The 8,403-nt window shown below is 73.2% G+C and carries 8 protein-coding genes and 1 pseudogene; 3 read left to right on the top strand and 6 right to left on the bottom strand.

Going from position 1 to position 8,403, the window contains the following annotated elements; translation table 11 throughout:
* The coding region (locus GWI24_RS35555; RefSeq protein WP_210950159.1) for a hypothetical protein at positions 1 to 368 on the bottom strand (368 nt) is incomplete at its 3' end.
* A 68-nt stretch (positions 369 to 436) separates the two neighbouring features.
* Here GWI24_RS35555 and GWI24_RS35560 point away from each other — a divergent pair.
* Positions 437 to 886 (top strand): nuclear transport factor 2 family protein, encoded by a 450-nt coding sequence (locus GWI24_RS35560; RefSeq protein ID WP_210950160.1) that lies wholly within the window; start codon positions 437 to 439, stop codon positions 884 to 886.
* Between the two features lie 3 nt (positions 887 to 889).
* Here the strand turns inward: GWI24_RS35560 and argS are convergent, their stop codons facing one another.
* Together argS and GWI24_RS35570 are read right to left on the bottom strand one after the other, a co-directional pair.
* Positions 890 to 2,551 (bottom strand): arginine--tRNA ligase, encoded by a 1,662-nt coding sequence (argS, locus tag GWI24_RS35565; protein WP_210950161.1) that lies wholly within the window; start codon positions 2,549 to 2,551, stop codon positions 890 to 892.
* A gap of 147 nt (positions 2,552 to 2,698) precedes the next feature.
* Positions 2,699 to 3,145, bottom strand: coding sequence for a spore-associated protein A (locus tag GWI24_RS35570; protein WP_210950162.1), 447 nt, complete (start codon positions 3,143 to 3,145; stop codon positions 2,699 to 2,701).
* Between the two features lie 195 nt (positions 3,146 to 3,340).
* Here GWI24_RS35570 and GWI24_RS35575 point away from each other — a divergent pair, with 195 nt between their 5' ends.
* Positions 3,341 to 4,216 carry a lytic polysaccharide monooxygenase gene (locus GWI24_RS35575; RefSeq protein ID WP_210950163.1) on the top strand — a complete coding sequence of 292 codons (876 nt, stop codon included), beginning with the start codon at positions 3,341 to 3,343 and terminating at the stop codon, positions 4,214 to 4,216.
* Between the two features lie 25 nt (positions 4,217 to 4,241).
* On the opposite strand, the gene GWI24_RS35580 is transcribed toward GWI24_RS35575, so the two are convergent.
* Together GWI24_RS35580 and GWI24_RS35585 are read right to left on the bottom strand one after the other, a co-directional pair.
* Positions 4,242 to 5,105: a TauD/TfdA family dioxygenase gene (locus GWI24_RS35580; RefSeq protein WP_210950164.1), complete on the bottom strand. Its 864-nt coding sequence runs from the start codon at positions 5,103 to 5,105 to the stop codon at positions 4,242 to 4,244.
* 13 nt (positions 5,106 to 5,118) lie between these two features.
* Entirely contained in the window at positions 5,119 to 6,423 is a 1,305-nt protein-coding gene (locus tag GWI24_RS35585) for an NAD(P)/FAD-dependent oxidoreductase (protein WP_210950165.1), read from the bottom strand.
* Positions 6,424 to 6,478: 55 nt separating this feature from the next.
* Between GWI24_RS35585 and GWI24_RS47030 the strand changes: the two genes are divergently transcribed.
* A complete protein-coding gene (locus tag GWI24_RS47030) occupies positions 6,479 to 6,835 on the top strand; it encodes a hypothetical protein (protein ID WP_374103373.1) in 357 nt (118 codons plus the stop codon).
* 67 nt (positions 6,836 to 6,902) lie between these two features.
* Here the strand turns inward: GWI24_RS47030 and GWI24_RS35595 are convergent.
* Positions 6,903 to 8,403: pseudogene (locus GWI24_RS35595) on the bottom strand (prenyltransferase/squalene oxidase repeat-containing protein); the annotation flags it as partial.

The following is an 8,403-nucleotide window of genomic DNA, read 5'->3' on the forward strand; positions in this document are numbered from 1 at the left end:
CGGTCCAGCTCCAGGGCGGTCCGCCGCCCCGCCCAGGCGAATCCGGCCTCGGTCGACTCCCCTTCGCGCCACCGCGCGTCCCGCAGCCGCACCCGCACCGCGTACGCCGGAACGCCGCCCCGGACCCACTCCCCCAGCTTCGCCAGCACCCCCTCGCCGAAGGCCGCGCCGAACTCCGGCGGCAGTTCGGCCCCCGGCACGTCGTTGACGAACACGGGGGCTCCGGCGGGGTCCCCGTCGGCCGGAAGCGGTTCGACGTCCGCGGAGGTGAGCGCGTACGGCCGCACCCCTCCCTCGCTCGACACCAGCGCCTGCACATCGCGGAGCGGGCGTTTGAGGCGGTGGGGATGGTCGTGAACCGCTGACATGGGGCCACCGTACTGGCGGCCGCGGGATATGCTGTCGATCACTTGAATCCTCGGGGGGAGAGTTCCGCATGCTCGATCGTCTGGCGGTCCATGAGCTGATCCACCGCTGGTGGTTCGCCTTCGACGAGGGGCAGTTCGACGTCTGGCCCGAGCTGCTGACCGAGGACGTCCACATCACCTCCCGCTCGGACACCGGCAAGTCCCCGTACGAGGAGTTCATCGCCTCCGACAACCGGGGCCGCGAGCAGGTGATCGCCTGGCAGCGGCAGCACCGCGAGGCGGCCGGCTATCCGCTGCGCCACAACGCCTCGAACATCCACATCGAGCGGGTCGACGGCGATGACATCTCGGTCGTGTCCTATATGTACGCCACCAACATCACCGACGGTCAGGTGACCCCGATCGCCGGCGGTGTGGTCCGCTGCGTGGTCCGCTCCGACGGTGCCACCTACCGCCTCGCGGAGCTCCACATCGTGCTGGACACCCACGCGGTGGCCTTCACCGAGCGCCAGGTGTAGCGCTCACATCCGTTCGGGCGCCGAAACCCCGAGCAGCCGCAGCCCGTTGCCCAGCACCACCCTGCCGGCCTCCGTCAGCCACAGCCGGGCCCGGGTGCGGTCGTCCGGATCCTCACCCGCCCGCGGCAGGACGCGGCAGGCGTCGTAGAAGCGGTGGTACGTGCCGGCCAGCGCTTCCAGATAGTGCGCCACCCGGTGCGGCTCGCGCAGCGTGGCGGCCGTGGCCACGACCTGCGGGAACTCGGCCAGCACGCCCAGCAGATCGGTCTCCCGCTCATGGGTGAGCAGGGCGGCGTCGAAGTCCTCCGGCGCGCCCTTCCCGATCCCGGCTTCCTCCGCCCTGCGCCGCACGGCGCACGGCCGCGTGTGCGCGTACTGGACGTAGTAGACGGGATTGTCGTTCGACTGCCGGGTGAGCAGGTCGATGTCGAGGTCGATCATCGCGTCCACACTGGCCCGCGCGAGCGCGTACCGCGCGGCGTCCACGCCGACCGCCTCGACCAGATCGTCCAGGGTGAGGACCGTGCCGGCCCGCTTGCTCATCCGGACCGGCTCACCGTCCCTGACCAGGTTGACCAGCTGACCGATCAGGATCTCCAGACGCGTGTCCGGGTCGTCGCCGAAGCAGGCCGCCATGGCGCGCATCCGGCCCACATAGCCCGCGTGGTCGGCGCCGAGCATGATGACGACCCGTTCGAAGCCCCGGGACCGCTTGTTGAGGTAGTACGCGCAGTCCGCGGTGAAGTACGTCCAGGAACCGTCGCTCTTCACCAGGACCCGGTCCTTGTCGTCGCCGAAGTCCGTGGTGCGCAGCCAGACCGCGCCCTGGTCCTCGAAGACGTGGCCGCCCTCCCGCAGACGGGCGACAGCGGCGTCCAGATCCCCTCCGTCGTGCAGGTCCTTCTCGTTGAAGTAGACGTCGAAGCGGGTACCGAACGCGGCGAGCGACGTCCTGATCTCGTCGAACATCAGCGCCGTGCCCACCGCCCGGAAGGCGGCGAGGGCCTCGGGCTCCGGCAGTTCCAGGGCCCCGGGCCGCCGGCGCAGCACCTCGGCGGCGATCTCCTGGATGTACGCGCCGCTGTAGCCGTCCTCGGGCACCGGTGAGCCCTGTGCCGCGGCGAGCAGCGAGCGGGCGAACCGGTCGATCTGCGCGCCGGCGTCGTTGAAGTAGTACTCCCGGGACACATCCGCGCCCGCCGCCTCGAGCAGCCGCGCGAGCACATCACCCACGACCGCCCACCGGGCCCCGCCGATGTGCACCGGCCCGGTGGGGTTCGCCGAGACGAACTCCAGATTGAGCCGAAGGCCCCCGAGCCGGTCCGTACGGCCATAGGCGTCACCGGCCAGGACGATGTCGCGCGCCACGGAGCCGATCGCCGCGCTCTCCAGCGTGATGTTCAGGAATCCGGGGCCCGCGACCTCGGCCTTCGCCACTCCGTCGGCCGCGGCCACCAGCGGGGCCAGCACCTCGGCCACGGCACGGGCGGGCAGGCCCGCGGAGCCGGCGAGTCGCAGGGCGACATTGGTCGAGTAGTCGCCATGACTTCGGTGCCGGGGGCGCTCCACGCGGATCTCCCGCGGCGCCTCTCCCGTAAGACGTCCGGACTGGATGGCCTGGTGTACGCCGTCGGAGATGACGGCCGCGAGATCCTCTGGAGTCACGGTGACGACGCTACCGGGACGTATGCCGTCGAAGACACCGAATATGCGGGCGGTGCCGCACGACGATGGCGGCGGCCACCTCGAAGAGGTGACCGCCGCTCCCCCGTGTGATCCCCCGTCGGCTCTGCGGACCGTGCGGCTTCGGGCTTACCAGCCCTTGGTCACGCGGTAGGCCTTCAGGGATCCGCAGTTCGATCCGTAGGTCCAGGTGGACTGGTTGTCGATGCCCCCGGCCCAGTCCACGCACTTGCCGCGCCCGTCGCCGTACACCGGCCCCGCGTACGAGGTGTACGCGCCGCCGTCCTCGGCCGACTCGTCGGCGCCCTGAACGTACAGGTAGGCGAACATGGGAACCGGCTTGCCCGTGGCGTTCCGGACGGTGACCACGCAGTTCTTGCCCTTGGCGGAGTTGTAGGTGAGGAAGACGGTGCCCTTGGAGCCGATGGGCGCCGAGTTCACCACCTTGTACCCGCTGCCGCACACCCCGTTGTACGAGGCCGTGGCGGCGGCGGACGCCTGGGGCGTCAGGGCCACGGTGCCCGCGATGGCGGTGGCGAGGACCGCGGTGACGGCCATACGGCGAGAAAGATTCATTTGTCCCCCTTAATGATTCTTCATGGGCGTAGGCGCTGTTTGCGTCTGCCTAGGGAGACATGCGGAGATGGCGGATGGTTGTACGCCGTCATGACGCGGCTCACGGCGGCCAGTTGAACGCGCGGACCGGGCTTCCCGTACTCCTCGGGACGGGCGAGCCGCCCGTCGCCGCACCGACCCGGAGGGCCGCACCGGATGATCTCGTACCGCACCGCCGCCGTGGGCGCTCTTCTCGGGGCCCTCCCCTGTCTGTTCACGGCGCTGGCCGCTCCGCCCGCGCAGGCGCACGGGGCGCCGACGGACCCGGTGAGCCGGACGTTCGCCTGCTCCCCCGAGGGCGGGGGCGCGGCGCGGTCGGCGGCGTGCCGGGCGGCCCGGGCCGCGGGCGACCCGGAGGCCGCGGACTGGGACAATCTGCGGATCGCGGGGGTGGCGGGCAAGGACCGGGAGCGGATCCCGGACGGAAAGCTGTGCAGCGGGGGCCTGGAGGCGTACCGGGGTCTGGACCTGCCGCGCGCCGACTGGCCTTCGACGCGGCTGTCGGCCGGGGCGGATCTCACGCTCACCTATCGGTCGACCATCCCGCACACGGGGACCTTCGAGCTGTATCTCACCAGGGAGGGCTACGATCCCAAGCGGCCGCTGAAGTGGTCCGATCTGGAGGCGAAGCCGTTCGCCACGGCCAAGGACCCCGCTCTGGTGGACGACGCGTACCACATCAAGGCCACGCTGCCCGCCGACCGGACCGGCCGTCAGCTGCTCTACACGATCTGGCGGAACACCAGCACCCCGGACACCTACTACTCGTGCTCCGATGTGGTGTTGGGGGCCCCGGCGAAGGACTCCCCGGGCGCGGCCCCGTCGTCCGGGGCCGCCGCCCCGCCGTCTCAGGCCGCCACGCGGCCCACGGAGCCGTCCCGTGCCGCCGCCACGCCCTCCCGGGCCATCTCCTCCGCCGCCGCCGAGGGCGACGGGAACACCACTCCGGTGCTGCTCGCCGGTGGCGCGTCCGTGCTGGTGCTCGGCGCGGGTGTCGCCGCCACCGTACGACGGCGACGCCCGAGCCGCTGACCAGCCTGACGGTCCTGGCGGGCCGTCACCGGTAGCCGTACCGGGCCGTGACGTGGCGCGGGTAGTAGCGCTCGTCGGGCGCGGGCCGGTACTCCTTCCAGCGCGGGGTGTCACCGGTGGGCTGGTCGCCGAGGACGGTCACCCGCTGCCCCCTGCGGGGCTCGGTGTAGTCGTTGACGGCCAGGTGCTGGGTGGCGCGGTTGTCCCACATGGCGACGGCGCCGGGCTGCCAGCGGTAGCGGCAGTTGAACCGGGGTGACTCGGAGTGCTCGAAGAGGTACTGCAGCAGGGCGTCGCTCTCCGGACGGCTGAGCTGCGGGATGTGCGAGGTCCACATGCGCGTGACGTACAGCGAGCGCCTGCCGGTCTCGGGGTGGATCCGCACCACCGGGTGTTCCGCGGAGTGCTCACCGGTCTGCGGGGTGTTGAGGACGTGGACGGCGGTGAGCCCGTCGAGGAGTTCGCGCATCGGCTCGGAGAGTGTCTCGTAGACCAGGTACTGGTTGCTCCACATGGTGTCGCCTCCGGAGGCGGGGCACACCTGGAGATGGAGGATCGAGGCGACCGGCGGATTGGGCTGGAAGGTCACGTCGATGTGCCACTCGTCGGCCTTGGCGCCCTGGTCCGCGTCCAGCACGACGATCTCGGGATGGCCCTCGACCTTCGGCAGGAACGGATGGACCTCCAGCTCGCCCAGCCGCCGTCCCAGGGCGATATGCGCCTCCGGGGTGAGGTGTTCCTGGTCCGGGAAGAAGACCACGAGGTGCTTGAGCAGCAACTCATGGATCCGCTCGAAGAGTTCGTCGGTGAGCTCGGTCAGATCGACACCGCGGATCTCCGCGCCGAGCGCTCCGGAGACGGGGGTCACGACCGGTTCGGGAGTGGGCATGGGGAAACCGTCCTCACATGGGTTGCGGTCGGCCGGCCGCAGCGGCCGGCACTCGGTGGGCGCGCGGATCGGGGAGGAGACCGAGCTGCTGAAGCCGGTCCAGCAGGGTCAGCGGGCGCGGGCCGAGGCCCGACATGTTGTGGGTGACGGTGTGCAACAGCCGGGGGTTGGCGCCGGTGTGACGGACGGCCCGGCGGCCCAGGACCCGGCCGCGCCACGACAGGTCGGTGACCATCCGCGCCGCGTTGCCGCTGGTCGTGGCCGCCTGGGCGAGCAGGGGCAGCTGCCGGTCGTGGTAGTCGCGCAGCGCGCCGTCCACCGTCTCGGCCGATATCTCGCCGGTGCGCTCCAGATGGCCCGACAGCCGCTCGGCGAGGGCACCGGCGCTGGTGATGGCGGTGTTCATGCCCTGCGCGGCCATCGGATGGACGGCGTACGCGGCCTCGCCGACCAGCGCGAGGCCGTGGCCGGCCAGCCGGGGCGACAGCAGCCGTCCGACGGGCAGCGTCTGGCGGGTGTCGAGATGCGCGAGCAGGGGCGCGGTCAGCGGCTCCAGGGCGGGCACCTCGGACAGCGCCCTGGCCGCCCAGTCGGCCAGTTCCCCGCGCGCCGTGACGCCGCGCAGCTCATCGGGCCCCGCCTGGAGGTAGAGCCGCAGCCGGCCGCCCGGCAGCGGATAGAGCAGCCGCAGGCCCCGGTCGGTGACATACGCGGAGAAGTCGTCGGCCCGCGCCGCCGCGTCGGCGTCGCCGATGTCGAAGGAGACCAGCCGGTGCGGGTAGTCGACCCGTTGGGCCTCGATGCCCGCCCAGGACCGCAGCCGTGAGGAGATGCCGTCGGCGGCGACCACGAGCGGGGCCCGCTCCTCGTGGACCCTGCCGCCCTCGGCCAGCCGCAGTCCGGTGATCCGGCCGGAGTCGTCGCGCAGCGGCGCCTCCGCGCGTACTCCCCGGCGCAGTTCGACACCCGGCCCGAGGCTCTCGGCCAGGGCGGCGAGGATGGCCGTGTGGTCATGGGCCAGCAACCACTGGTCGGGAGCGGGCAGTTGGCCATAGTCGAGGGACATCAGCGCGGTGCCGCGCGGATCGCGGACGACCAGCCGCCCGAGCCGGACCGCACCCTGGGCGTCGAGCCGCTTCTCCACGCCCCAGGAGCGCAGCAGGCGCAGCGCACCCGGCTGGAGCACCTCGCCCTTGGCGATCGGCCGGATCCTCGGCTGCTTGTCGACCACCAGGACGTCCAGTCCGAGACCGCCGAGCGCGCGGGCCGCCGCGAGACCGCCGACGCCCGCCCCGCACACCAGCACATCGGGGCTCATCGCCCGCCTCCTTCGCGAGTGCCGGTTCCGCGGGTGCCGGATGCGCGGGTGCCGGATGCGCCAGTGCCGGTTCCGCGGGTGCCGGATGCGCGGGTGCCGGATGCGCGGGTGCCGGTTTCGCGCGGGCCAGTCTCGCGGGCGCTGGTCTCGCGCGGACCGGTCTCGCGCGGGCCGGATTCACGCGGGCCGGATTCACGCGGGCCGGATTCACGCGGGCCGGATTCGTGGGTGCCGGTCTCGCGCATGCCGGTTTCGCGGCGAGTGCCGGTTTCGCGGCGAGTGCCGGTTTCGCGAGTGGCTTCCGCAACCTCCGCGGCCTCCGCCGAGCGGTAGTGGGCGAGGGCCCGCACCGCCAGGCCCGCCGCGATGCCGTCGTCGGCGTAACGGGCACAGCCGCGGATGTACTCGTTGACCGGGGCCGGGGTCCAGCCGCCGTCCGCCCGCTGGGCGTCGACGAGCCGGCGGGCCGCCGCCGCGAGGGCCGGGTCGGTGGGGCTCAGCCCGGCGGCGAGCAGCCCGCGCAGCGCCCAGGCGGTCTCCTCAACGGTGCCCCGCCGGGTGGCGCCCGGCCCGGTGCGCTCGCCCGTGCTCCACGATCCGTCGGGATGCCGGGTGCGCAGCAGCCAGTCCCTGGCCCGGGCCGCCGCCCGGTGGTGCTCCTCGGTGCGGCCCGCCCGGCTCAGCGCCTCCAGCGCCGCGGCGGTCCCGGGAGTGCCGCCGCGGTACCACATGGCCTCGTACGAGCCGTCGGGACGCTGTCGGCTGACCAGCCAGCGCACCGCCCTGACCACGCGCGGGTCGTCGGCCCCGGCCCCGGAGTCGAGCAGGGCGCCCACGACCTTGGCGGTCATCTGGGGGCAGGGCCCGAAGCCACCCGGTTTGCTGTTCCGTACGGCGAGGCTCCAGGATCCGGCCGCGTCCTGGGTGGCCGTCAGCCAGGCCAGCCCGGCGCGCACATGGCGGTCGTCCGCGCCGCCGGGCAGCCGCAGCAGGATGGCGCCGGCCTCGGCCGTCTCCAGGGCCATCGGCCAGCTGCGCGGGCTGGAGAACCCCCAGTAGCCGGCCGGGCAGCCGAGCGCGTCGAACGGCTCGGGCTGCTGGTGGCGGTGGAGCATCTCGCGGGTGCCGATCAGCTGGGGGTCGTCGGCGTGACCGGCCTCGATCAGCGCGGCGGTGGCGAAGTTCGTCCAGGTCACATCGAGCGGCATCAGATCCCAGGAGCCGTCGGGGTTCGCCGCCGAGCGGAGCCAGCGGGCGGCGGCGCTCACCAGGTCGGGCGCCTGGCCGGAGCGGGCGAGGCCCAGGCAGATGAGTCCGGTGAGCCAGGGGTCGGTGCTGAACCCGCCGGTGGCACCCTCGCGTTCGTACGCGTCACGGACGATGGCCAGGGCCCTCGGCCGGGCCAGCCGGTCCAGGGCGCGGCCGGCCGGGCCGCGGCGCCGGTGGGCGGACTGGGCGAGCGCCTGGCTCGCGTAGATGGGCAGCCGCAGGCTCAGCAGGCGGCGGCTGAGGCCGGGGAAGAGCAGCAGCTCCAGGGGGAGTCGGCGCTGGGCGCCCTCGTGGGGCAGTCCGGCGAAGGTGTGGAACTGGCGGATGAGGGCGGTCATCGCGGGTTCCGGGACGGCCGCGGAGCCGCCGAGCTCCTCGAACCGGGCCCGTGCCGCGCGTACGGCCGACGCCGCCCGGCGGGGCGCGAGCAGTTGGAGCGCCGCGGCGGCGAGCGCGGTGGTGAGGGGTTCGGTGGGCACCGAGCCCATGGCCCAGCCGCCGTCGTCCCGCTGGGTCTCGCACAGCCAGGTGACACCGCGCTCGATGGTCTCCGCCGAGCCCTCGGGATCGGCGAAGTGCAGTGCGGTGAGGGCTCCGGCGGTGTTCAGCGGGGAGGCGTGGTGCGCGCCGAAGACGAAGGCGCCGTCGTCGCGCCGGTGGGCGAGGAGCGCCTCGGCACCAGTGGTGACGGCCGTGCCGACGCTCTCGGTC

Source organism: Streptomyces sp. MK37H, assembly GCF_018035285.1.
GTDB lineage: Bacteria > Actinomycetota > Actinomycetes > Streptomycetales > Streptomycetaceae > Streptomyces > Streptomyces endocoffeicus.

Coding starts and splice junctions, on each gene's coding strand:
- GWI24_RS35585 (WP_210950165.1), bottom strand. CDS start 6,423: ATGAGCCCCGATGTGCTGGTGTGCGGGGCGGGCGTCGGCGGTCTCGCG.
- GWI24_RS35580 (WP_210950164.1), bottom strand. CDS start 5,105: ATGCCCACTCCCGAACCGGTCGTGACCCCCGTCTCCGGAGCGCTCGGC.
- GWI24_RS35560 (WP_210950160.1), top strand. CDS start 437: ATGCTCGATCGTCTGGCGGTCCATGAGCTGATCCACCGCTGGTGGTTC.
- GWI24_RS47030 (WP_374103373.1), top strand. CDS start 6,479: ATGCGCCAGTGCCGGTTCCGCGGGTGCCGGATGCGCGGGTGCCGGATG.
- GWI24_RS35575 (WP_210950163.1), top strand. CDS start 3,341: ATGATCTCGTACCGCACCGCCGCCGTGGGCGCTCTTCTCGGGGCCCTC.
- GWI24_RS35570 (WP_210950162.1), bottom strand. CDS start 3,145: ATGAATCTTTCTCGCCGTATGGCCGTCACCGCGGTCCTCGCCACCGCC.